Source organism: Cylindrospermopsis raciborskii Cr2010 (assembly GCF_003367075.2).
Classification (GTDB): domain Bacteria; phylum Cyanobacteriota; class Cyanobacteriia; order Cyanobacteriales; family Nostocaceae; genus Raphidiopsis; species Raphidiopsis raciborskii.
The window spans coordinates 3,300,509-3,327,025 of record NZ_CP065936.1; the positions used below are offsets into that span (position 1 = coordinate 3,300,509).

3 protein-coding genes are annotated in these 26,517 nt (G+C 45.7%); all 3 read right to left on the reverse strand.

Going from position 1 to position 26,517, the window contains the following annotated elements; all coding sequences use genetic code 11:
- Positions 1 to 249 precede the first annotated feature (249 nt).
- Positions 250 to 18,057 (reverse strand): cadherin domain-containing protein, encoded by a 17,808-nt coding sequence (locus C6N34_RS15060; protein ID WP_236107204.1) that lies wholly within the window; start codon positions 18,055 to 18,057, stop codon positions 250 to 252.
- Positions 18,050 to 18,358, reverse strand: a complete 309-nt coding sequence (locus C6N34_RS15065; protein WP_147290734.1) for a hypothetical protein — start codon at positions 18,356 to 18,358, stop codon at positions 18,050 to 18,052. Before C6N34_RS15065 ends, C6N34_RS15060 begins: the two co-directional genes overlap by 8 nt.
- Positions 18,359 to 18,499: 141 nt before the next feature.
- On the reverse strand, positions 18,500 to 26,449 hold the full coding sequence (locus C6N34_RS15070; protein ID WP_236107212.1) for a beta strand repeat-containing protein: 7,950 nt from the start codon (positions 26,447 to 26,449) through the stop codon (positions 18,500 to 18,502).
- Positions 26,450 to 26,517: the final 68 nt, after the last annotated feature.

A 26,517-nucleotide genomic window follows, 5' to 3' on the forward strand; every position in this document is an offset into this window, starting at 1 on the left:
TGGGTATATAAGGTTTCGGATATCATTATTGCAGCATTAACAGAACTATGGTAGCATTTCCAGAGAATGTGGTGTTAATTTTATTATTTGTTTACATTGTAAAACCACAAAATCCGCTCTTATAAACTTACCAAAACCTACCCAAACCTAGTTGAAACTGGACGAAGATAGGTTTTGGCTTTTTATGGAGACTTAATACGGTCAGCAACCTGCCAACTTTAGGAACTTACACCCACAAAAAATCAAATTCTAGGTGTTAGTCCCTATTAAGTTACTTAAAGCTTGATTGAGTTCGTCGCCTGTATTATTAGGACCATTGAGTTCTGATCCAAAAGCAGATGCAACCAGCTGAAAGATTTGATTGCGGTTCGGGTTGCTCCCCAATAACAAGTATTGGTTCATCAAGAAGATATCTCCTGGCGAAGTTGTTGAATTTCCGTCAATATCAAAGAGGCTTAACTGTGCTTCAATCCCATTGGCAAGTGTAGCTCCGGTAGTATTGGTGGATCCCACGGTTTCACTGGGGAAACGAGCGAAGGTAGTTTCTAAGATGGAGTTACGGTTAGGATTATTCCGTTCTGCTAAAAACTGGTTAATTAGGAATGCATCGGATCCAGTAAAGACCCCGTTACCATCAATGTCCCCTATAGCACCATCAGCTATGGTTACAGTAGCTCCGGTGGTAGCACCCAGGTCATAGGTAACTCCATCTGTGAGACTGAGAATAACGATTTGATTACCTTCTACAACAGCATCATTTATCGGCAAGACATCAACAACCGCTGTAGTTTGTCCACCAGCAATTGTGACTGTGCCAGGTAGAAGTGTGTAATCTTCCCCACCAATAGCTGTCCCACTGACCGTGTAGTTGACGGCAATTCCTCCTACTGGAGCCGCTTCTGACAAGGTAAATGTGAATTTACCATTGTTGACTCTAGGTGTTTGAATTTCAGCAGCATAGGGATCTGTAGCAGCAATTGTTACGGTGGGTACATCATTGGGGATATCAGTGACGTTAATAGTAACGTTTACAGGAGAAGAGGTGTTGTTGGCAGCATCACTAGCAGTTATTCCCAGTGTAAACGTATTTGGAGTAGTCTCAAAGTCATTGGATGCGGCTGATGCAGCTGTACCTGCTGCGGTGAGGGTAATTACTCCACTGTTACTAATGGCAAAGAACCCGGAATTATTTCCAGATGCGATCGCAAAACTTGTAACTCCTACTGCATCGGTAGCTGTGACCGTTCCCACTTGGAAGTTAGCCGTTTTTCCTTCTGCATAGGAGAACGTTTGGTTGGCGTTTACAACGGGGGCGGTGTCATCCACATCGGTGACGTTGATGGTCACGTTTACAGGAGCAGAGGTGTTGTTGGCAGCATCACTAGCAGTTATTCCCAGTGTAAACGTATTTGGAGTAGTCTCAAAGTCATTGGACGCGGCTGATGCAGCTGCACCTGCTGCTGTGAGGGTAATTACTCCACTGTTACTAATGGCAAAGAACCCGGAATTGTTTCCAGATGCGATCGCAAAGCTTGTGACTCCTACTGCATCGGTAGCTGTGACTGTTCCCACTTGGAAGTTAGCCGTTTTTCCTTCTGCATAGGAGAACGTTTGGTTGGCGTTTACAACGGGGGCGGTGTCATCCACATCCATGACGTTAATAGTAACGTTTACAGGAGCAGAGGTGTTGTTGGCAGCATCACTAGCAGTTATTCCTAATGTAAACGTGTTTGGAGTAGTCTCAAAGTCATTAGACGCGGCTGATGCAGCTGCACCTGCTGCGGTGAGGGTAATTACTCCACTGTTACTAATGGCAAAGAACCCGGAATTATTTCCAGATGCGATCGCAAAACTTGTAACTCCTACTGCATCGGTAGCTGTGACCGTTCCCACTTGGAAGTTAGCCGTTTTTCCTTCTGCATAGGAGAACGTTTGGTTGGCGTTTACAACGGGGGCGGTGTCATCCACATCGGTGACGTTGATGGTCACGTTTACAGGAGCAGAGGTGTTGTTGGCAGCATCACTAGCAGTTATTCCCAGTGTAAACGTATTTGGAGTAGTCTCAAAGTCATTGGACGCGGCTGATGCAGCTGCACCTGCTGCTGTGAGGGTAATTACTCCACTGTTACTAATGGCAAAGAACCCGGAATTGTTTCCAGATGCGATCGCAAAGCTTGTGACTCCTACTGCATCGGTAGCTGTGACTGTTCCCACTTGGAAGTTAGCCGTTTTTCCTTCTGCATAGGAGAACGTTTGGTTGGCGTTTACAACGGGGGCGGTGTCATCCACATCCATGACGTTAATAGTAACGTTTACAGGAGCAGAGGTGTTGTTGGCAGCATCACTAGCAGTTATTCCTAATGTAAACGTGTTTGGAGTAGTCTCAAAGTCATTAGACGCGGCTGATGCAGCTGCACCTGCTGCGGTGAGGGTAATTACTCCACTGTTACTAATGGCAAAGAACCCGGAATTATTTCCAGATGCGATCGCAAAACTTGTAACTCCTACTGCATCGGTAGCTGTGACCGTTCCCACTTGGAAGTTAGCCGTTTTTCCTTCTGCATAGGAGAACGTTTGGTTGGCGTTTACAACGGGGGCGGTGTCATCCACATCGGTGACGTTGATGGTCACGTTTACAGGAGCAGAGGTGTTGTTGGCAGCATCACTAGCAGTTATTCCCAGTGTAAACGTATTTGGAGTAGTCTCAAAGTCATTGGACGCGGCTGATGCAGCTGCACCTGCTGCTGTGAGGGTAATTACTCCACTGTTACTAATGGCAAAGAACCCGGAATTGTTTCCAGATGCGATCGCAAAGCTTGTGACTCCTACTGCATCGGTAGCTGTGACTGTTCCCACTTGGAAGTTAGCCGTTTTTCCTTCTGCATAGGAGAACGTTTGGTTGGCGTTTACAACGGGGGCGGTGTCATCCACATCCATGACGTTAATAGTAACGTTTACAGGAGCAGAGGTGTTGTTGGCAGCATCACTAGCAGTTATTCCTAATGTAAACGTGTTTGGAGTAGTCTCAAAGTCATTGGACGCGGCTGATGCAGCTGCACCTGCTGCGGTGAGGGTAATTACTCCACTGTTACTAATGGCAAAGAACCCGGAATTATTTCCAGATGCGATCGCAAAACTTGTAACTCCTACTGCATCGGTAGCTGTGACCGTTCCCACTTGGAAGTTAGCCGTTTTTCCTTCTGCATAGGAGAACGTTTGGTTGGCGTTTACAACGGGGGCGGTGTCATCCACATCGGTGACGTTGATGGTCACGTTTACAGGAGCAGAGGTGTTGTTGGCAGCATCACTAGCAGTTATTCCCAGTGTAAACGTATTTGGAGTAGTCTCAAAGTCATTGGATGCGGCTGATGCAGCTGTACCTGCTGCGGTGAGGGTAATTACTCCACTGTTACTAATGGCAAAGAACCCGGAATTATTTCCAGATGCGATCGCAAAACTTGTAACTCCTACTGCATCGGTAGCTGTGACCGTTCCCACTTGGAAGTTAGCCGTTTTTCCTTCTGCATAGGAGAACGTTTGGTTGGCGTTTACAACGGGGGCGGTGTCATCCACATCGGTGACGTTGATGGTCACGTTTACAGGAGCAGAGGTGTTGTTGGCAGCATCACTAGCAGTTATTCCCAGTGTAAACGTATTTGGAGTAGTCTCAAAGTCATTGGATGCGGCTGATGCAGCTGTACCTGCTGCGGTGAGGGTAATTACTCCACTGTTACTAATGGCAAAGAACCCGGAATTATTTCCAGATGCGATCGCAAAGCTTGTGACTCCTACTGCATCGGTAGCTGTGACTGTTCCCACTTGGAAGTTAGCCGTTTTTCCTTCTGCATAGGAGAACGCTTGGTTGGCGTTTACAACGGGGGCGGTGTCATCCACATCCGTGACGTTAATAGTAACGTTTACAGGAGCAGAGGTGTTGTTGGCAGCATCACTAGCAGTTATTCCCAGTGTAAACGTATTTGGAGTAGTCTCAAAGTCGTTGGACGCGGCTGATGCAGCTGCACCTGCTGCTGTGAGGGTAATTACTCCACTGTTACTAATGGCAAAGAACCCGGAATTATTTCCAGATGCGATCGCAAAGCTTGTGACTCCTACTGCATCGGTAGCTGTGACTGTTCCCACTTGGAAGTTAGCCGTTTTTCCTTCTGCATAGGAGAACGCTTGGTTGGTGTTTACAACGGGGGCGGTGTCATCCACATCCGTGACGTTGATGGTCACGTTTACAGGAGAAGAGGTGTTGTTGGCAGCATCACTAGCAGTTATTCCCAGTGTAAACGTATTTGGATTAGTCTCAAAGTCATTGGACGCGGCTGATGCAGCTGCACCTGCTGCTGTGAGGGTAATTACTCCACTGTTACTAATGGCAAAGAACCCGGAATTATTTCCAGATGCGATCGCAAAGCTTGTGACTCCTACTGCATCGGTAGCTGTGACTGTTCCCACTTGGAAGTTAGCCGTTTTTCCTTCTGCATAGGAGAAGGTTTGGTTGGGGTTTACCACCGGGGTAGTGTCATCATTGGTAATGGTTCCTGTAGCAGTCGCTGTAGTAATGGTGGCATTAGTGGGGTTGGAGAGAGTAACAGTAAACCCTTCATCTGGTTCAACCGTGCTGTCTCCTGACACATTTACTGTGATAGTTTGAGTGGTTTCACCCGCTGCAAAACTCACCGTACCAGAAGTTCCACTAAAATCAGTGCCATCGGCTTGGTTAGTGCCAGAACCCGTTACTGCCCAATTAGCACTGCTAGTGCCAGTGGTATCTCCACTACGGGTAACGGTGAAGGTGAAAGCTTTTGTACCTGAGTTACCTTCACTTTGGTTGGCATTAGTAGATGCGATCGCTAATCCAGTCCAAACCAAGCGATCGTCATTAAATGGGTCAGCGAAGGACACCACTCCACTGGTTAATTGACTGCTCACACTACTGCTGTCCCCTCCATTACTAGAGTCACCCCAGGTAACAACAGAGCCATCGCTTTTTAGCGCCGCAAATGCAGTATTAGTAGAGAAAATCTGGGTGACACCGGAAGTGAGACTGCTGCTCACACTACTGCTGTCCCCTCCCAATGTAGAGTCACCCCAGGTAACAACAGAGCCATCGCTTTTTAGCGCCGCAAATGCAGTATCAGTAGAGAAAATCTGGGTGACACCGGAAGTGAGACTGCTGCTCACACTACTGCTGTCCCCTCCCAATGTAGAGGAACCCCAGGTAACAACAGAGCCATCGCTTTTTAGCGCCGCAAATGCAAATTCAGTGGAGAAAATCTGGGTGACACCGGAAGTGAGACTGCTGCTCACACTACTGCTGTTCCCTCCATTACTAGAGGAACCCCAGGTAACAACAGAGCCATCGCTTTTTAGCGCCGCAAATGCAGTATTAGTAGAGAAAATCTGGGTGACACCGGAAGTGAGACTGCTGCTCACACTACTGCTGTTCCCTCCATTACTAGAGGAACCCCAGGTAACAACAGAGCCATCGCTTTTTAGCGCCGCAAATGCAGTATTAGTAGAGAAAATCTGGGTGACACCGGAAGTGAGACTGCTGCTCACACTACTGCTGTTCCCTCCAGATGTAGAGGAACCCCAGGTAACAACAGAGCCATCGCTTTTTAGCGCCGCAAATGCATTATTAGTAGAGAAAATCTGGGTGACACCGGAAGTGAGACTGCTGCTCACACTACTGCTGTTCCCTCCAGATGTAGAGGAACCCCAGGTAACAACAGAGCCATCGCTTTTTAGCGCCGCAAATGCATTATTATTAGAGAAAATCTGGGTGACACCGGAAGTGAGACTGCTGCTCACACTACTGCTGTTCCCTCCAGATGTAGAGGAACCCCAGGTAACAACAGAGCCATCGCTTTTTAGCGCCGCAAATGCAGTATCAGTAGAGAAAATCTGGGTGACACCGGAACCGGAAGTGAGACTGCTGCTCACACTACTGCTGTTCCCTCCAAATGTAGAGTCACCCCAGGTAACAACAGAGCCATCGCTTTTTAGCGCCGCAAATGCAAGAAGAGTAGAGAAAATCTGGGTGACACCGGAAGTGAGACTGCTGCTCACACTACTGCTGTTCCCTCCAAATGTAGAGTCACCCCAGGTAACAACAGAGCCATCGCTTTTTAGCGCCGCAAATGCAGTACCATTACGATACTCATGCCGTGTTTTATACATTACACTCTTTGCAATACTCCCCCTTACCACAGTCCCCGGCGCCACATCGTTATCCAAAATGGTGCCTGTCACCGCACTACTACTACCTACCGCATATCCCGTCCCCGCTGCCAAGGTCAGTGCCACAGTTTCATTCCCATCACTAACCACATCTGAACTGGGGTCTAAACTGAGAATAACCACACTAGACCCTGCTGCAAAGGTCACACTACCAGTAGTCGTTCCAAAACTGGTGGCTCCCCGTTGCACGTAGTCGTCGTTTAAGGTGGCACTTCCACTCACGTTGAAGTTAACAGTTAGGGAATTAGTGGTATCCCCGGTGCGACTAAATACATAAAATAGGCTTTGGGGTCCATCTTCGGTAACTGTGCTGGGTGACCTGAGGGATAAACTGACTGTGGGAAGAAGATCATCATTATTAATGGTTCCCGTAGCAGTCGCTGTAGTAATGGTGGCATTGGTGGGACTGGAGAGAGTAACTGTAAACCCTTCATCTGGTTCAACCGTGTTGTCTCCTGACACATTTACTGTGATAGTTTGAGTGGTTTCACCCGCTGCAAAACTCACCGTACCAGAAGTTCCACTAAAATCAGTGCCATCGGCTTGGTTAGTGCCAGAACCCGTTACTGCCCAATTAGCACTGCTAGTGCCAGTGGTATCTCCACTACGGGTAACGGTGAAGGTGAAAGCTTTTGTACCTGAGTTACCTTCACTTTGGTTGGCATTAGTAGATGCGATCGCTAATCCAGTCCAAACCAGGCGATCGTCATTAAATGGGTCAGCGAAGGACACCACTCCACTGGTTAATTGACTGCTCACACTACTGCTGTCCCCTCCATTACTAGAGTCACCCCAGGTAACAACAGAGCCATCGCTTTTTAGCGCCGCAAATGCATTATTATTAGAGAAAATCTGGGTGACACCGGAAGTGAGACTGCTGCTCACACTACTGCTGTCCCCTCCCAATGTAGAGGAACCCCAGGTAACAACAGAGCCATCGCTTTTTAGCGCCGCAAATGCATACAATGTGGAGAAAATCTGGGTGACACCGGAAGTGAGACTGCTGCTCACACTACTGCTGTCCCCTCCCCAATTAGAGGAACCCCAGGTAACAACAGAGCCATCGCTTTTTAGCGCCGCAAATGCAAATTCAGTGGAGAAAATCTGGGTGACACCGGAAGTGAGACTGCTGCTCACACTACTGCTGTTCCCTCCATTACTAGAGGAACCCCAGGTAACAACAGAGCCATCGCTTTTTAGCGCCGCAAATGCAGTATTAGTAGAGAAAATCTGGGTGACACCGGAAGTGAGACTGCTGCTCACACTACTGCTGTTCCCTCCATTACTAGAGGAACCCCAGGTAACAACAGAGCCATCGCTTTTTAGCGCCGCAAATGCAGTATTAGTAGAGAAAATCTGGGTGACACCGGAAGTGAGACTGCTGCTCACACTACTGCTGTTCCCTCCATTACTAGAGGAACCCCAGGTAACAACAGAGCCATCGCTTTTTAGCGCCGCAAATGCAGTATCAGTAGAGAAAATCTGGGTGACACCGGAAGTGAGACTGCTGCTCACACTACTGCTGTTCCCTCCATTACTAGAGTCACCCCAGGTAACAACAGAGCCATCGCTTTTTAGCGCCGCAAATGCAGTATCAGTAGAGAAAATCTGGGTGACACCGGAAGTGAGACTGCTGCTCACACTACTGCTGTTCCCTCCATTACTAGAGTCACCCCAGGTAACAACAGAGCCATCGCTTTTTAGCGCCGCAAATGCAATAAGAGTAGAGAAAATCTGGGTGACACCGGAAGTGAGACTGCTGCTCACACTACTGCTGTTCCCTCCAAATGTAGAGTCACCCCAGGTAACAACAGAGCCATCGCTTTTTAGCGCCGCAAATGCAAGAAGAGTAGAGAAAATCTGGGTGACACCGGAAGTGAGACTGCTGCTCACACTACTGCTGTTCCCTCCATTACTAGGGTCACCCCAGGTAACAACAGAGCCATCGCTTTTTAGCGCCGCAAATGCAGTACCATTACGATACTCATGCCGTGTTTTATACATTACACTCTTTGCAATACTCCCCCTTACCACAGTCCCCGGCGCCACATCGTTATCCAAAATGGTGCCTGTCACCGCACTACTACTACCTACCGCATATCCCGTCCCCGCTGCCAAGGTCAGTGCCACAGTTTCATTCCCATCACTAACCACATCTGAACTGGGGTCTAAACTGAGAATAACCACACTAGACCCTGCTGCAAAGGTCACACTACCAGTAGTCGTTCCAAAACTGGTGGCTCCCCGTTGCACGTAGTCGTCGTTTAAGGTGGCACTTCCACTCACGTTGAAGTTAACAGTTAGGGAATTAGTGGTATCCCCGGTGCGACTAAATACATAAAATAGGCTTTGGGGTCCATCTTCGGTAACTGTGCTGGGTGACCTGAGGGATAAACTGACTGTGGGAAGAAGATCATCATTATTAATGGTTCCCGTAGCAGTCGCTGTAGTAATGGTGGCATTGGTGGGACTGGAGAGAGTAACTGTAAACCCTTCATCTGGTTCAACCGTGTTGTCTCCTGACACATTAACCGTAATAGTTTGAGTGGTTTCACCCGCTGCAAAACTCACCGTACCAGAAGTTCCACTAAAATCAGTGCCATCGGCTTGGTTAGTGCCAGAACCCGTTACTGCCCAATTAGCACTGCTAGTGCCAGTGGTATCTCCACTACGGGTAACGGTGAAGGTGAAAGCTTTTGTACCTGAGTTACCTTCACTTTGGTTGGCATTAGTAGATGCGATCGCTAATGTGGGTGCTTCATTGACATCAGTTACTGTAATTGCTACTGCTTGGGATGCGCTTAAACTGCCATCACTAGCACTAACGGTGATGTCATAAACATTGTTACCACCAGTATCACCGGGAGTTTCAAAGTTGGGTGCGGTTTGGAAGGTAACTGCTCCCGTGGTGCTGTTTATATTAAATAGTCCTGCGTCTGTTCCTGACAGACTATAAGTAAGAGCAGTTCCAGCATCTGGGTCTGTAGCTAGAACGGTGTAAGCAGTACCAGTGCCATTTTCAGCAAAGTTGGCTGCAGCTAGACTGGTAATAGTGGGTGCTTCATTGACGTCAGTTACTGTGATTGCCACTGCTTGGGATGCGCTTAAACTGCCATCACTAGCACTAACGGTGATGTCATAAACATTGTTACCACCAGTATCACCGGGAGTTTCAAAGTTGGGTGCGGTTTGGAAGGTAACTGCTCCCGTGGTGCTGTTTATATTAAATAGTCCTGCGTCTGTTCCTGACAGACTATAAGTAAGAGCAGTTCCCTCTGGGTCTGTAGCTAGAACGGTGTAAGCAGTACCAGTGCCATTTTCAGCAAAGTTGGCTGTAGTTGCACTGGTGATGATGGGTGCTTCATCTACATCCGTCACCGCAATGGAGAAGATTTGGGTATTGGTAGACCCATCACTACTGGTGGATTGAACCGTGATGGAGTGAGAAGTGGTGGTTTCAATGTCAAGTAAGGAGCTGTTAGCAACGGTGACCACCCCACTATTGGCATCAATGGCAAAACGTCCACCAGCATTGTCTGTGAGACTGTAGGTAACAGTATTATTAGAACCATCACCATCTGTAGCGTTGGCAGTAATACCCACCCCAGTGCCATTAACTGCATTTTCAGCAATGGTGTTGGCAGCTGTATTGGTGTCTGTTGGTGCAGTTACATCAAACTCATCTACATCAGTGACGTTAATAGTAATGTTGGTAGAAGTAGATGTGTTACCAGCAGGATCACTAGCAGTTATTCCTAATGTAAACGTATTTGGAGTAGTCTCAAAGTCATTGGACGCGGCTGATGCAGCTGCACCTGCTGCTGTGAGGGTAATTACTCCACTGTTATTAATGGCAAAGAACCCGGAATCATTTCCAGATGCGATCGCAAAGCTTGTGACTCCTACTGCATCCGTAGCTGTGACTGTTCCCACTTGGAAGTTAGCCGTTTTTCCTTCTGCATAGGAGAACGTTTGGTTGGCGCTTACCACCGGGGCGGTGGTGTCTCCTCCACCAGTAGTACTATTAATAGTTATCGTTCCATTGACTGGGGTTAGAGTCAGGATATTATCACTTGAGTCAGTTATATCGTTGTTAGGAGCCAAACTCAAAGTAAGGGGAGTAGTTCCAGCAGAAGCGGAGGATTTAATTGTGAAATTAATCGTTGCCAAATTGAGTGGTAACCCAGAACTAATGTTAGTACCGGTAGCGTTCGCTCCCGTGATAATAACAAATCCCTGGGAATCATTAACATTCTCAACTGTGGTGAAACCTGCCGCTGTATTAGGGGTCACATCTGAAGAATTACCAGTAGCGGAAGTAATATCCAAGATGTTGGTATCAAAGACAATTCGCAAGCCATAAGACGCTATATCATTGGCCCCATCTTCAGTTGAGGTTACTGAAAGAGTGACGCCGACGATGTCTCCCGGATTACCACTGGTGGATGAGACAGTAATTGTTGGGTCCAGACCTGGAACAGCAAGAGAAGGATTTGTGACAATGGGAATAGACGGGGTACTTATTCCAGCAGCAAACCGCAGTACGTTAACCGCATCAGCTGAATTAGTTCGACCATTGTTGTTCGTATCCGCAATCAGATTAGGATCTACTAAATCAAAGGGATCAAAACCATCACTCAGTCCTGCGGCTAATCGTAAAACGCTAACAGCATCAGCGGAGTTAACTCTTCCATTGGCATTAGTATCTCCAAAGAAAGCAACTTTCTGTACAGCAGTGCTATCGGAAATAGTTACAGATCGCGAGCTAGCACGAGCACCAGCACTTATCTCTAACACTTCCGCAGAATTAAAAACTGCACTTGTGGGAACATCAGCAATTAGGCGAATCACTTCTCTATCCCCAGAAGGTAGAGGGCTACTGACCCCATCATTAAGCTTATCCCGTAGATCAACTGTCACCCTTCCACTGGCAATAGTTGGCCTACCCACAATTTCCCAAGTATCTTTTAAGGCATCGGGAAGTTGAGCATCAGTAATATTTAGTGCATCAGGATCGTAGTCCACCGTAATCCGAATATTAGTCAGCCCATCAGTATCGGATATTTTTACTGGTATACCAGTACCATTAATATTTACTGGTTGACCTGGTCCACGAGCAAAGCTAGGCAAATAGACCACAGGCCCAGCAGCTGGAACATTAAAGGTAGCCGACTGCAAGTTACCAGCGGTTAAATTGGCACCTTCCGCTTTGAAATCAGATGGGTCAGTATAGGTAATGGTATAGTCACCTGCTGCCAAGATGGGATTGGTGGGAACAAAACGCAGTGTGTTATTATCTTCATCATACACTAGCGAACCTGCCACAGATCCACTGGGACCATTAACCCTCAAGCTAGGTGTAATACCACTCGCACCATAGAGTTGCAGACTGGCCACATCTAGGGGAAGACTAAACCTTTGAGCGAAAGATGTGCCTCGATCAATCCAGGTATTAGGTTGATCAAGAGATGCCTTGACCATATCCAATTGATAATTGCCAGTGTTTTGATAAAACTCTCGCAGTTGGGCTTCAGTTAAAGCGGGGCTAAACCCTGGGTCATTCCCGAAGTCAAACTGGTCAGTGCCAGTACCAGTGGACATTACCACGAAGTAATAATTATCAGGTGTTAGATTTGCTAACACGTTACCCGTTACAAGTCCTTGTGGACCATAGTCATTTACGGTAACTGGGGCACCTTGAGAATCAAAAAGCTTTAAGGTTGGGCGAGCATCATCGATCGCAATACCTGTGCCACTGGTAGTGAAGCGATAAGCACCAGATTCAGTAATGCTAATTGGATAAATATCCACATCATCAGCACCCACATCGGAGCTAGTAGCTGTCACATTAGCAGCATTACCTGTTAATCCTTGAGCTTCAATGTAAATACGACCAAAGGCATTACTTTCTTCCGCTGTGGCACCAGCTTGGTCTATATCTTCACCCAGACTAGCAAGGATGGTGCGGGGGGTAGAGTCAAGAGTGTAAGTGCGGGGAGTTCCCTGTCCAAACAGATCAATGTCAAAGTCTAGGGAGTTACCATAAAGACTTCCCTTCAGGTTAGCAGCATTGAGAATACCACTTAATAACTGGCGATCGCTACCAGAAAGGCTCAAATCAAGGGTGTAGTTGCCCGTATTAGCGGATGTTCCGCTGCCCATAATGAGAGGATTGAAGTTTTCGTTCCCATAGCCAGCAACGCCTACATAGTAGTCAGTACCAGGATTAAGGGAGATTTGTACCGTATTAGGACTGCTGCTAGACGTGGAGGCTGATAGGCGATCGCCCTGTCCGTTAAACACATAGACCGTAGGCACCAGGGCACTTTGTCCTGTACCTATTCCCCGAGCTGTGGCCGTTAAGATACGTGTTGTTGTGCCAGTTCCCTCGAAATTGACTTTCACAAAATCCACATCAGTTGCACCAACCGCCACCTGATCATCGTTACCAATGTTGCGCTGGAGGGAAGTGAGGTTACTGCTGCCAGTATTAGTCTGAGTTAGATTAAAACTGGGTAAGTTAGCGTGGATATATCCATCTGCATCTGTTGCAGTAGTGGCGCCTCCACCATACTGCAGATTGATTTGGTAATCTCCCGCAGATGGGTTTGTGCGGCCATTCAAATTGTTCACATCATAGGTCTGGTTACCGCTGGCGGATACGCCAATGTAATAGGTACTGCCAGCGGTCACATCTAACCGAACAAAACTATCAGTAGAATTGTTGCCCAATTCTGTAAGTGAGTCCCGGTTAAAGCCCTGAGCCGTACTGTCGTCGTTAAAGTAGGGACTGGGAAGGGCAATACCATTGCCATCAAAAATCCGTAGGTAGGTATTCAGGCTATTACCAGTGGCTGTGTCTAAGTCAATCAGCACTACCCCACTTTCATTGGCTACAAAGCGATATAAATCTACATCACCGCCTGTAACACTAATTGTTGTATCCGCCAAGATGTCAGTGCCAATCTGCTCAGAAAGGGTTAAGTTAGAGCCATAGAGGAGATCAACGGGAATGGCACCATAGAAAACACCGTTGGGGTCTTGAGGAGCAGTGTTGGGTTGCAGAATGATGCTCAACAGAGATGAACCTGTACTACCCGAGCGACGGCTTGAGTCATTGTCAACAGCATCAGGCAAGGTATTGATGTTGTAAGTGGAGTTACCATGACCGCTCACTCCTAAATAGTATGTACCTGCTGTGGTGAAAACATATTCCAGACGAGACAGTAATCCTTCCCCACCGTCATCATCAATGGCTAACTGATTACCACTGGCATCAAATAAACGCAGCACAGTGTCTATTGAGTCATCAAAACTTCCATTGCCATCGGAATCTAATAGGTCTAAATAGGCTTGACCGCGTGTCTGTCCAAATTTCCCAATGTAGTCAGGGACATAATCACTGGTTTGGAAGATAACCAAACCGGGATCGACGGTGAACTTGATCAGGTCCACATCTTTGTCTCCTACCGCAATGAGATTTTCCGGTGTGGGGTCAACACCCGGTAGGTTTGTATCTAGCCCAATGATTGAAGGAACATCAGCACCGCCAGCAGTGGCAAAATTACTTAAAGCACCTATATCCCGTGACCCTGTCGCCGTACCATTGGGGTCACCCACAAAGCGTGTGGCATTGGGATTAAAGGCAATGCTGATGGCATAATCTCCATTACTACCTTCAACCCCACTGTTGGCACTATTGGGAGAGTAAGAGAAATTGGCATAACCACTGACACCAAAGTAATAGGTGCCTGCCTCTAAATAGGCGTTGAGACGAGAGTAGAAATTAGGTCCCGTATCATCATCCGTTCCCAGTTCATTCCCGTAGACATCAAACAAGCGCAGAATGGTATCCATGTCTACACCGTTCTGCGGACGAGAGGTCTCTAGGCTAATAGTACCAGGTTGGCTCAGTTCAAAACGGTACATGTCCACATCCGCTGGAACTAGATTATTGGAACCTGGGTCAGTTCCCACACTGAATGACGATGTATCTGGACTGGTGAGGATACTTAAAGTTCGCTGATTGATCACACCCAAATTGGTGGCTGTTGCCAAGGTGGCGTTGGTGTCCGCACCATAACTGCTTATAAGATCCGCTTCATAGAAGGTCGAGCCGCCATTTCCAAATATTGGATCCGTTGTGATGTAGTTATAATCGTAGGCATATCCGTACTCAGATCCAAGACCAACAGTTCCTTGTCCCCAAGCGTTCCATGCCCAGCCATAGCCTGTGTCACCGTCATAGTAGTTATAGACGTAAACCATGTTGGCAGAGGAGTAGTTCGAGTTGGCATATACAGAATCAATTGTGTAGTAACCTATTCCACCAGTTTCATTAGGGGAAGTTTGGTTAATGCGCTGATCTTGTGTGTAAGTACCAGAAGTAGCGTAACCATACCCTTGGTAATAGTCACCTTCTACACCCGTAGTGTTTGGGTCATCGTTGTAGTAATATGTGAAGTAGTACAGGTCAACTCTACTAGAATTGCCTAGATCCGCCTCATAATAGTTGTTGAAGTAGTTATCGGGACTGGAGTAGTAGTAGTCGTAAGCATAACCTGATTCTGACCCTAGTCCACTATACCCTTGAGCCCAAACGCTGTAAGCTGGTCCGTAGTTCGTATCAGCATCATTGTAGTGGAAAACGGAGACCTCACCGACAGTGCCGTATGTAACACTAGAGATAGAGGCAATTTGGTAGTAACCTGTTCCACCAGTTTCATTAGGGGAAGTTTGGTCAATAAGCTGATCTTGAGTATAAGTACCAGAAGTAGCGTAACCATACCCTTGGTAATAGTCACCTTCTACACCCGTAGTGTTTCGGTCATCGTTATAGTAATATGTGAAGTAGTAGAGCTGCTTGTCATTACTGGGTACGACAAGATCAACTTCGTAAAACTTGGAGAAGTATGTGTCTGCACTTAAATAGTTAGCATCGTATGCACTACCAGATTCAGAACCCAGACCATCATAGCCTGAACCATAGGCATAGATTGCTGGTCCGTAGCCAGTATCCGCATCATAATAGTAATCGACGAAAACGGAGTTAAGATAGCCAAAGGAATCACTATAGACAGCGGTGATATCGTAGTAACCTATCTCACCAGTTTCATTGGCTGAAGTTTCAGGAATACTTTGATCTTGTGTGTAAGTATCAGCAGCTGCATAACCATAGCCCTTGTAATAATCGCCATTACCATAGTTGTAAGTAAAGTAGTAAAGTTGTCTGTCTCCACTGTTACTCGTAACTAAGTTGGCTTCATTAAAGGTACTAAATGACGTATCAGTACTTTGATATGCATTGTCGTAGGCATAACCAGACTCAGAACCTAGACCACTATAGCCATTACCCCAAACGTAGTGGGCATAACCATAACCACTATCACCAGCGCTATTTAAACCATCATAGTAGGTGGTGACATACACATAGTCGGAGGCATAACTATAAGTACTGTCGTAGACATAATCAATGATGTGGTAACCTGTCTGACCAGTTTCATTTAGAGATGTTTGGTTAATGCGCTGATCTTGAGTATAAGTACCCGCCACAGCATAGCCATAACCTTGATAGAAGTCACCATTGCCATAGTAGTAGGTGAAATAATAAAGCTGGCTGCCCGGTTGTTGGGTGATAAGGTTAGCTTCGTAAAAGTTGTCGAAGTAAGTATCAGTACTTTGATAGTTATAGTCGTAGGCATAGCCCGATTCTGATCCCAGACCGCCGTAACCGGATCCGGAAACATAGTAAGCAGAACCATAACTGCCGCCGGGGTCAGTATTATTGCCATCAGCACCATCATAGTAAGAATTAATGGTCACCTGATTAACAAGACCATAACTTTCCCAAACTGAATCTATGACATACTGACCAGCCAACCCTACTTCATTTAAATTACTTGATCTAACTTCGGTAGCCGCAATAACTTGTCCTGATTGATAAGTATTGGCATTGGCATAACCCCAACCTTGATAGGAATCACCATTACCATAGGTGTAAGTAAAATAGTAGAGCTGAACGGGGGGATTAACTACTACTCCATCGGATAGATTTGCTTCATTATGTTTGGAGAAGTAGGAATCAGCACTAGCGTAATTATAGTCGTAGGCATAGCCTTCTTCAGTTCCCAGCCCTCCGTAGCCAGTTCCAGAAACGTAGGAGGCATAACCATAAGCACCGCCAAGGTCACTTCCATTACCATCTGCACCGTCGTAGTAAGAATAAACACTTACGGCGTCGAGCAAACCATAGTTACCCTCGGAAACTGAATCAATGGTGTAGTAACCATTATTCCCTGTTTCATTGGGTGATGACTGATTGATGCGCTGACCTACAGTGTAAGTACCAGTAGGGGCATAACCATAGCCTTGGTAGAAGTCGCCTTCTACGACATTCGTGGTGGTTGGGTCGTCGTTATTATAATTGTAGGTGAAGTAATAAAGTTGGTATGTAACCACGAGTTCTTGGAGGTCGGCCGTGTCAGAGCTACTAAAGGAAGTATCAGGCCCCCCAAAATTACTGTTATAGGCGAAACCAGATTCACTGCCCAGTCCTGCACTACCACTAGCATCTACATAGATGGCATAACCAAAACCAGTGCTGCCATCGTAGTAATCAGTGACTGCAACTTCTCCTACCGTACCTGATTGATCATTAATTACTTCTGTGATTGTATAACTTCCTAGAGATCCAGTGGGTGTAATGCTTTGTCCTAATGTATAAGTATTAGCAGCTGCATAACCATAGCCTTGGTAGAAGTCTTCAGTCTGTTGATTAGAGTTGAAGACAAATCGGAAAAATTGGGAGGTACCATCTCTGGGAGGAGGAGGGGAGGTAAATAGACTATCTACTGCTTGTACGGCATCATAAACATCAATGCGTAGATAGGTGGACCCTGTGGGGGTAACATTGGTGTCTTCATCATCGCCATCCACAATTCTATCAGCAGTATCCAGTAAAATTCGACGAATCTCATTAGGTGTCAAAAGGCGATCGCCGAAGGTAAGGGCGGCATCTTGCATCAAGGCAACCACTCCAGAGACCATAGGTGTGGCCATACTAGTACCAGCAAGGCCCCCTATTTGATTTCCAGGCAAGGTGCTTTCAATAATTGCCCCTGGGGCGAAAAGCATACCAGGATATGTACTGAGTCGCTGACTGAAGCTCACCAACCTATCAGCACCGGTTGTATTATCTCTACTACCACTCCATCTAGCATTGCTAACAGTACCATCTTGCCATACGGCCCCAACTGCGGCCGTACTGGCAATAGCAGGAATAGAGACATTTTCCCGGAGACTGGGGTTTTGATGATTTTGGGCGTAACTGTTACCTGCTGCGGAAACCACGGTAACCCCCGCCTGTTCTAGCTCTTGGATCAAACGTCCCCATGAATTGTAAACTGGATCATCCTGACCTTCTGGGGGTTGGGTATAGAACGCGGAGGGAATACCCAGGGACATATTGACAGCAACGATGTTGTACTCTGATCGATGGTCTAGAACCCATTGCAATGCCTGGGCAACTTCCGATCCATCTTGACCTTCCCCCAGTACCCGGAGTCCGATCAAATCCACGTTGTTGGCTACGCCAATATTTGGGTCTGTTGCTCCAATAATGCCGGATACATGAGTACCATGCCCATCCGGGTCATTGTTGTCGCTTAAAATGCCTCCTAGTAAAGTTCGGTCATTTACATCGGTAACGGTAACTGCTATGTTCTGATTTACCGTATTTTGACCATCAAATACGCTTACCTGGATATCATAGATATTATTGCGACCCACATCTGTAGGCGTTTCATACATTGGGTAGTTCAATAATTACCACACTCGTACTATTTACTCTAATAATGTCATCTCCTTTTCCTGGCATTACCGTAGTTTGACCCGTGGTGGCATTTATATCATCTCCTTGGTCCGTGCCGGATCTTACTTTGGGTTGATTGTCATCATTGGTAATTGTCCCTGCGACTCCAGTAGTGGTTCCAATGGTGTAACCAGTACCTGATGCTAGGGTTAAGATGACTGTTTCATCATTTTCTACTGTGCTGTCAGCAGTGGGGTCAACTGTAACTGTAGCTAGGGTCACCCTACAATTACATGCCACCAGTTTATCATGACAAAAGATAAATTGGCAACAGTTTTAGATTGAATGATAAAAATATTTTATGATCTGGTTTTTATTGGTATGGGTTAGGTTGGTTAAGATTTGTATGAATAATATGTGGGTGAGTCACATGATCTATTTCTACACAAACAAACTACCCACTGCTATATTTCCTAAACCCGGTAAATTACTACTATATCCCGTCAGATTAATCACCAAATCTGTAGCAGTATTAAACCCTCCTATCCCATCATTCACTATTAAATAAGTGCCACCTATTCCTTGTGCTGTTGATACCACCAATGCTGCACTGTTAGTCCCCAAACCTTGATTGCCACTTGTTGCTCCATTCGCATCAATAAACACACTATCCACCACACTACTCAATGTACTAGCACCGCTATTGCCAGCACGGGTTAATACACTTGGTGACACCCCATTCACCCTTATCTTGTCCTTGCCAAATTGAAAATCCCCTATTCTATCTGGTTTACCCACTACGGAATCCCCAAGGTTAAACACAAAGGTGTCGTTTCCTTGTAGTCCTGTCAGCACGTTTTGACCACTGTTTCCCGTGATTACATTGTCCTTCCTGTTACCTATGCCATTGATATCCTCCGTACCCCAGAGGGTTAAGTTCTCTATCTGTGGTAGGGAAGCTAGATTATAGTTAATACTGGAAAATACAGTGTCATTACCTTCGTTCGGTAGTTCAATAATCACCACACTCGCACTATTTACCCTAATAATGTCATCTCCTTTTCCGGGCATTACCGTGGTTTGACCCCTGGTGGCATTTATATCATCTCCTTGGTCTGTGCCAGATATTACCTTGGGTTGACCATCTCCTGCTAAAGTCAGTGGTCTAGCTTCCAGGGTATATCCCGGTGCTACATCTACCGCTGTCACATTTACCTTGCTTTGCTGGAAGGATGAAACAGTATTAAAGGCAAAATCTCCTATTTTCACTGGCAGATTTTGATTGGGCCAATTGCCACTAAAATCTGCATATTGAATTTGAATATAACGGTTAGTAGAAGTGTCTCCATCCAAATCTTGTTCATCCAGGTTGTCAGTTACATCACCAAATAAATCTGTTGACAGTAGGTTACTAGCACCTTGGTAAGAGATTTGATTAGAATTGTAGTGAAGACGTATTCCTATACCTGTTAGGGTATTGTCACCACTATCCACATTATAGGTAACCCCTATAGAAACAGGAGCGCCAGGGGTAAGGGAGGAATTAGAAGTAGTTAGGTCAATAATTTGCTTTGAGGAGGAAGTAGCGTTAAAGGTCTGGGCAAATAGGGGTAAGAAGGTAGTTTGTTGGGGAACCAACGGGGAAGCTGAGGAAGTACCGCTAATACTTGCTAGATAGGATTCAATCTGGCTGAGATTACGAGTAGCATTGGGAGATATGGCCCCATTGATTAAAGCATTTCCAGGGAAATTGCCAAACAAGTAACGTACTGCCATAATCCCATCGGAGAGAGGGCGAACTGCACCATCACCGTCTATATCCAGTATGCTCCCTGCTTCTCCTAGGTAGGTTCTAATCTCACTGGGGGTGCGGGTTGCATTAGGTGCGATCGCATTTCTTGTCAGGGCATCTCCAGGAAAGTTGCCAAACAAGTAGCGCATAATCATGATGCCATCAGATAAGGCATCTGAAGTATAGTTACCATCTACATCTAGAGTCCAGTTTTGTTTATATATTTCTATGGGAGCAGCTTCAAGGGTATAGCCAGGAGCAGCGCTAACACTAGTAATATTGAGTTGAGTTTCTTGAAAATTGGTGCTAGTGGTGAAAGCAAAATCTCCCAATTTCACTGGAAGCGACTTATTGGGCCAGTTACCATTGGTAGCAAAGTATTGGATTTGAATATAGCGGTCTGTAGTATTATCTTTATCAAAGTTTTGGTTATCTAAATTATCACTAACAGCTCCAAATAGATTGGTTGATAATAGATTCGTCACCTGTTGATAAGATAGGTCACTGGAGTCATAATGAAGACGAATGCCAATGCCATTGAGAGAATTGTTAGAATTAGACGTATTATATAAAAGGGGAACGGTTAGAGTTGCACTAGGTGTGGCTCTTAGTCTGTTAGATGTGCTGGTAATTTGTTGATTATCCCCTAGGTCATCGTTGGTAATTGTCCCCGTGACTCCACTGGTGGTTCCAATGGTGTAACCAGTGCCAGATGCTAGGGTGAAGATGACTGTTTCATCACTTTCCGGTGTGGTGTCAGCGGTGGGGTCAACTGTAACTGTAGCGGTGGATGACCCAGCTGCAAAGGTGACGCTTGTACCAATATTATTGTAGTCACTACCGTTAGTTGCTGTTCCCCCAATGGTGTAGTTTACCGCAAGGGTGTTAGTGGTGGAATCAGTGCGGGTGAAGGTGTAGACTAGATTGGGTGTGCCGTCTTCTGTAACACTGGTAGGGGAAACAGTTAAGGTAACTTGAGTGTCATCATTGGTAATTGTCCCTGTGACCCCACTGGTGGTTCCAATGGTGTAACCAGTGCCAGATGCTAGGGTGAAGATGACTGTTTCATCACTTTCCGGTGTGGTGTCAGCGGTGGGGTCAACTGTAACTGTAGCGGTGGATGATCCAGCGGCAAAGGTGACGCTTGTACCAATATTATTGTAGTCACTACCGTTAGTTGCTGTTCCCCCAATGGTGTAGTTTACCGCAAGGGTGTTAGTGGTGGAACCAGTGCGGGTGAAGGTGTAGACTAGATTGGGTGTGCCGTCTTCTGTAACACTGGTAGGGGAAACAGTTAAGGTAACTTGAGTGTCATCATTGGTAATTGTCCCTGTGACTCCACTGGTGGTTCCAATGGTGTAACCAGTGCCAGATGCTAGGGTGAAGATGACTGTTTCATCACTTTCCGGTGTGGTGTCAGCGGTGGGGTCAACTGTAACTGTAGCGGTGGATGATCCAGCGGCAAAGGTGACGATTGTACCAATATTATTGTAGTCACTACCGTTAGTTGCTGTTCCCCCAATGGTGTAGTTTACCGCAAGGGTGTTAGTGGTGGAATCAGTGCGGGTGAAGGTGTAGACTAGATTGGGTGTGTCGTCTTCTGTAACACTGGTAGGGGAAACAGTTAAGGTAACTTGAGTGTCATCATTGGTAATTGTCCCTGTGACCCCACTGGTGGTTCCAATGGTGTAACCAGTGCCAGATGCTAGGGTGAAGATGACTGTTTCATCACTTTCCGGTGTGGTGTCAGCGGTGGGGTCAACTGTAACTGTAGCGGTGGATGATCCAGCTGCAAAAGTGACGATTGTACCAATATTATTGTAGTCACTACCGTTAGTTGCTGTTCCCCCAATGGTGTAGTTTACCGCAAGGGTGTTAGTTGTGGGACCAGTGCGGGTGAAGGTGTAGACTAGATTTGTAGTGCCATCCTCTGCAACACTGCTAGGAGAAACTGCTAGGGTGATGGAGGGGATGTCATCATTGGTAATTGTTCCTGTAGCAGTAACAGTGGTAATAGTGGCATTATTTGAGTTAGAGAGCGTAACTGTAAACCCTTCATCGGATTCAACCATGGTGTCTCCCGACACATTTACCGTGATGGTTTGACCGGTTTCGCCTGCTGCAAAATTCACTGTGCCACTTGGCAGAGTTCCACCAAAATCAGTTGCATCTGCTTGGTTAGTGCCAGACCCGGTGACTGCCCAATTAGCACTGCTAGTACCAGTAGTGTTTCCACTGCGGGTAACAGTGAAGGTAAAAGCTTTGGTTCCTGTATCTCCCTCTAGTTGAACAGCACTACTAGGAGCAATTGCCAAGGTTGTTGGTTGACTACCATCATCATCTAAAATCGTCCCTGTAGCAGTGCGAGTACCAATAGTAGCTCTTGTAGCTGTAGACAAATACACTGTAAAGGTTTCGTTGGGTTCAATGGTGCTGTCTCCTCTGACCCTCAATCTGATTTCTTTTGAGGTTTCTCCAGGTAGAAAGGTCAGAGTTTCTCCTGGTGGAATTGCTCCACCAAAATCCGTGGAGTTAACGGGGTTATCACCAGATGCAGTAACAAACCAATCTACCGTACTTATATCATTGGTATCTCCTGTTCTATTAACAGTAAATATAAATGATTTGTTACCTGAGTTACCCTCCGTTTGCATACCAGATGTACTAGTAATATCTAAAACTACATCGCTGGTCACATATTTGAAATAGCTACCATTTAGGCTGAATTGTGATGGATTGATTAAACCTTGGGTGTTTTCTAAAACAGCAATTAGTTCATCAGGTTCGCTATCAGGCTTGTTGATGTAGAGGTTAATATTATTACCTGACACTGTGGTCGTGTAATCACTACTGGAACCCAAAAGCTGAATGATATCTTCCTGGGGATTAAAGTCTTTGATGTTCAAGTAGTCAATTTCACCTGCATTGGTAAGATTATAGTCATCATATCCAACCCAACCTGTGGCATCGCCCAGAATAAAAGTGTCCAGCCCTGCTCCCCCGGTGACCGTATCTACCGTACCTAAACCTGGTTTGGCGATATTGGGATTGACTAATATAATCAGGTCATTGCCGTCTCCTCCTGCAATATCATCATTTCCTTCACCCCCAATTAGCTTATCATCTCCACTGTAGCCCCTTAGGTAGTCTGCATAAGCTGTCCCCGTAATCTCAAATATCTCTATATTGCTATAGTTTACCAATATCTCACGGTTCCAATTCCACAACCTAGGCAATAAAGCTTCAAAACTATCGGTATACATGTTAGTTACCCCATAGCCAGCGTAATTTAAATATCCAAAACTAGCACTGCTATAATCCGCAATTAGGGTGTCTGTACCACCCCCACTATTAATGCTGCCATTGCTTACTAATAAATTACCAATAGCTATTATAGTATCATAACCACTGCCTAGGGTCACAGATGATATGCTCTCAAAATTGTTAATGCGGGTGTTATTATCTCCACTTATCTGTTCTGTGGCTCTTAAATCCAATACTAAATCTACTTCTAAACTAGTTAGGTCTAGGCTTTGTAGGGTATCACTACCCTCTCCCCCGTCAATACTGTCCCCAGCTTTAGCACTGACTACTATGTCATCCCCTGTTCCCCCGTTAATAACCTGACGACCTGTGCCACCATCAATGGTATCGTTACCATGCCCACCCTCAATTTCATCGTCTCCCCCTTCCCCTTTCAGGATGTCGTTGCCATCTCCACCCCTGATGAGGTCATTGCCATCTCCTCCTGCAATATCATCATTTCCCTCACCCCCAATCAGCTTGTCATCTCCACCATAGCCTCTGATATAATCGGCATAAGCTGTCCCCGTAATCTCAAATATCTCTATATTGCTATAGTTTACCAATATCTCACGGTTCCAACCCCACAACCTAGGCAATAAAGCTTCAAAACTATCGGTATACATGTTAGTTACCCCATAGCCAGCGTAATTTAAATATCCAAAACTAGCACTGCTATAATCCGCAATTAGGGTGTCTATACCACCCCCACTATTAATGCTGCCATTGCTTACTAATAAATTACCAGTAGCTATTATAGTATCATAACCACTGCCTAGGGTCACAGATGATATGCTCTCAAAATTGTTAATGCGGGTGTTATTATCTCCACTTATCTGTTCTGTGGCTCTTAAATCCAATACTAAATCTACTTCTAAACTAGTTAGGTCTAGGCTTTGTAGGGTATCACTACCCTCTCCCCCGTCAATACTGTCCCCAGCTTTAGCACTGACTACTATGTCATCCCCTGTTCCCCCGTTAATAACCTGACGACCTGTGCCACCATCAATGGTATCGTTACCATGCCCACCCTCAATTTCATCGTCTCCCCCTTCCCCTTTCAGGATGTCGTTGCCATCTCCACCCCTGATGAGGTCATTGCCATCTCCTCCTGCAATATCATCATTTCCCTCACCCCCAATCAGCTTGTCATCTCCACCATAGCCTCTGATATAATCGGCATAAGCTGTCCCCGTAATCTCAAATATCTCTATATTGCTATAGTTTACCAATATCTCACGGTTCCAACCCCACAACCTAGGCAATAAAGCTTCAAAACTATCGGTATACATGTTAGTTACCCCATAGCCAGCGTAATTTAAATATCCAAAACTAGCACTGCTATAATCCGCAATTAGGGTGTCTATACCACCCCCACTATTAATGCTGCCATTGCTTACTAATAAATTACCAGTAGCTATTATAGTATCATAACCACTGCCTAGGGTCACAGATGATATGCTCTCAAAATTGTTAATGCGGGTGTTATTATCTCCACTTATCTGTTCTGTGGCTCTTAAATCCAATACTAAATCTACTTCTAAACTAGTTAGGTCTAGGCTTTGTAGGGTATCACTACCCTCTCCCCCGTCAATACTGTCCCCAGCTTTAGCACTGACTACTATGTCATCCCCTGTTCCCCCGTTAATAACCTGACGACCTGTGCCACCATCAATGGTATCGTTACCATGCCCACCCTCAATTTCATCGTCTCCCCCTTCCCCTTTCAGGATGTCGTTGCCATCTCCACCCCTGATGAGGTCATTGCCATCTCCTCCTGCAATATCATCATTTCCCTCACCCCCAATCAGCTTGTCATCTCCACCATAGCCTCTGATATAATCGGCATAAGCTGTCCCCGTAATCTCAAATATCTCTATATTGCTATAGTTTACCAATATCTCACGGTTCCAACCCCACAACCTAGGCAATAAAGCTTCAAAACTATCGGTATACATGTTAGTTACCCCATAGCCAGCGTAATTTAAATATCCAAAACTAGCACTGCTATAATCCGCAATTAGGGTGTCTATACCACCCCCACTATTAATGCTGCCATTGCTTACTAATAAATTACCAGTAGCTATTATAGTATCATAACCACTGCCTAGGGTCACAGATGATATGCTCTCAAAATTGTTAATGCGGGTGTTATTATCTCCACTTATCTGTTCTGTGGCTCTTAAATCCAATACTAAATCTACTTCTAAACTAGTTAGGTCTAGGCTTTGTAGGGTATCACTACCCTCTCCCCCGTCAATACTGTCCCCAGCTTTAGCACTGACTACTATGTCATCCCCTGTTCCCCCGTTAATAACCTGACGACCTGTGCCACCATCAATGGTATCGTTACCATGCCCACCCTCAATTTCATCGTCTCCCCCTTCCCCTTTCAGGATGTCGTTGCCATCTCCACCCCTGATGAGGTCATTGCCATCTCCTCCTGCAATATCATCATTTCCCTCACCCCCAATCAGCTTGTCATCTCCACCATAGCCTCTGATATAATCGGCATAAGCTGTCCCCGTAATCTCAAATATCTCTATATTGCTATAGTTTACCAATATCTCACGGTTCCAACCCAACAACCTAGGCAATAAAGCTTCAAAACTATCGGTATACATGTTAGTTACCCCATAGCCAGCGTAATTTAAATATCCAAAACTAGCACTGCTATAATCCGCAATTAGGGTGTCTATACCACCTCCACCATCATATGTATCGTTACTTACTAATGCGCTCCCTAACAATTCTAGCCTATCATTGCTGTTAGTACCAGTGAAGGTTGCTTGCTCAATTTTAATCACTTCACCACCTAGAGCTATAACAGCAGAATCATCCTCTGCTCTTAGGTTTCTCAAACTCTCATCATCCAGAGTTTTACCCAAGACCAGGGCTGCAAAAATTTCTCCCTCATCCCCGGGGCTATCTTTGGCATTCACCTGGGCATCAATGTGATGACCATATTCTTCTAACAGCACTAGCACTAAATCAGCAAGTTTAGCAGCTACCACAAACTGCTCTGACATATATATTTTATCTGTATCTATACTATATGCTCCTAAACTGATGCCCAGTACCTCCTGGTTGACTATCTCTACTAGCGGTAATGCTCCCTTATCTCCTAGTCTCCATTGAGTACGCAGTTCTTTTACCCGCAGCTGATTGTATGTTTGCCCAAAGGCTGTGTCAAATATTTTCCAAAAGTTGGACTGCCCGGCAAATTCTTGCAGGGTCTCAATTAGTGAGGTTAACGCATTATTTAATTTGTTCCTGACCTGATTTTGCTGACTCATTTTTTTATCCTCCCTGGCTAGTAAACTGCAAAATATCAACAATAGGTTTCTTCAACCTAACTTACGTT